2 protein-coding genes are annotated in these 1,600 nt (G+C 65.9%); both read left to right on the plus strand.

Annotated features, from left to right (window positions below; all coding sequences use genetic code 11):
- Positions 1 to 197: 197 nt before the first annotated feature.
- Positions 198 to 755 (plus strand): acireductone dioxygenase, encoded by a 558-nt coding sequence (locus tag QMX83_RS21375; RefSeq protein WP_282298631.1) that lies wholly within the window; start codon positions 198 to 200, stop codon positions 753 to 755.
- A 3-nt stretch (positions 756 to 758) separates the two neighbouring features.
- The gene (mtnC, locus tag QMX83_RS21380; RefSeq protein WP_282298632.1) at positions 759 to 1,460 is read left to right on the plus strand and encodes an acireductone synthase; all 702 of its coding nucleotides are present in this window, start codon (positions 759 to 761) and stop codon (positions 1,458 to 1,460) included.
- Positions 1,461 to 1,600: the final 140 nt, after the last annotated feature.

Below are 1,600 nucleotides of genomic sequence, written 5' to 3' on the forward strand. Positions count from 1 at the left end.
GGGCGGGCCGGCTGGCGGCGCGGCGCGGCGGGGCGGGGCCGGGGGGGTGGCCCCCCCCCCCCCCCCCCCCCCGGCTCTACGTTGCATCATGAATACGGGCAATGTGCTGCTTCCCCCGCGTCATTACGCCGCGCCCCCAACCCCGGGCTGCGGCTGCTACCCTTTAAGACCCCCGTTCCCACGTTCAAGCTGCCGCCATGAGCCGACTGCGCATCTTCAATGACACCGCCCCCGAGGCCCCGTTGCTGGACACCCAGGACGGTGTACTGATTGCCGATGAACTGAAGAAAATCGGCGTGACCTTCGAGCGCTGGCAGGCGGCCCATGAAGTGGCCCCGGGTGCCAGCCAGGACGAGGTGTTCGCTGCCTACCGCACCGACATCGACCGGCTGGTCGCCGAACACGGTTTCAAGAGCGTGGACGTGGCTTCGATCGCCCCGGACAACCCCAACCGCGCCGAACTGCGCAAGAAGTTCCTCGACGAACACTTCCACAAGGAAGACGAGGTGCGCTTCTTCGTCGCCGGCTCCGGCCTGTTCACCCTGCACGTGGATGACAAAGTCTACGAGATCGAGTGCGTGAAGGACGACCTGATCGCCGTGCCGGACAGCACCACCCATTGGTTCGACATGGGCGAAGAGCCCAGCTTTGTCGCCATCCGCTTTTTCACCGAGCCGGACGGCTGGGTCGGTCACTTCACCGGCACCGATATCGCGCAGAAATTCCCCCGTTACGTTCCTACCCAGGCTTCCTGATCCATGTCGCAGTCGCCCCGCGTTGTCCTGACCGATATTGAAGGCACCACCAGCAGCATCTCGTTCGTCAAGAACGTGCTGTTCCCGTATGCGCGCAAGGCACTGCCGGCGTTCGTCGCCGCGCACGGCCAGGAACCGGAGGTGCGCCGCTGGCTGGATGTGGTGGCCGCCGAGATCGGCGGGGCCTGCCAGGACGCGCTGGTGGTGGAGACCCTGCAGGGCTGGATCGACCAGGACCGCAAGCACACCGCGCTGAAGGCGCTGCAGGGCATGATCTGGAAGAGCGGCTACGAACGTGGCGACTACCAGGCGCACTTCTACCCGGAAGTGGCAGCGGTGCTGAAGGGCTGGCACGCGCAGGGCAAGGCCCTTTACGTGTACTCGTCCGGTTCGGTGCCGGCGCAGAAGCAGTTCTTCGGCTTCAGCGAAGCCGGCGACCTGACCGCGCTGGTCTCGGGCTGGTTCGACACGGAAATCGGCGGCAAGCGCGAGGCTGACAGCTACCGCAACATCGTGCAGGCGATCGGCGTGCCGGCCGGCGAGATCGTGTTCCTGTCGGATGTGGTGGAAGAGCTGGATGCGGCGCGTGAGGCCGGGTTGCAGACCCGTCTGCTGGACCGCCTGCAGGATTACCCGCTGCCGCGCACCGGCGAGGCCACGCACGGCCACGACCGGGTTGAGAATTTCCAGCAGATCGTGATCTGACGATTCATCCGCCCATCCAGAATTTGACGATTCATCCGTAGAGCCACGCCCTGCGTGGCTTCGCGGAGCCCGAACGGAACGCAGCCACGCAGGGCGTGGCTCTACAACGCGTCCACTACGCTCCTCACGCGCAACGCGTC

Source organism: Stenotrophomonas sp. PS02289, from assembly GCF_029960115.1.
Taxonomy (GTDB): domain Bacteria; phylum Pseudomonadota; class Gammaproteobacteria; order Xanthomonadales; family Xanthomonadaceae; genus Stenotrophomonas.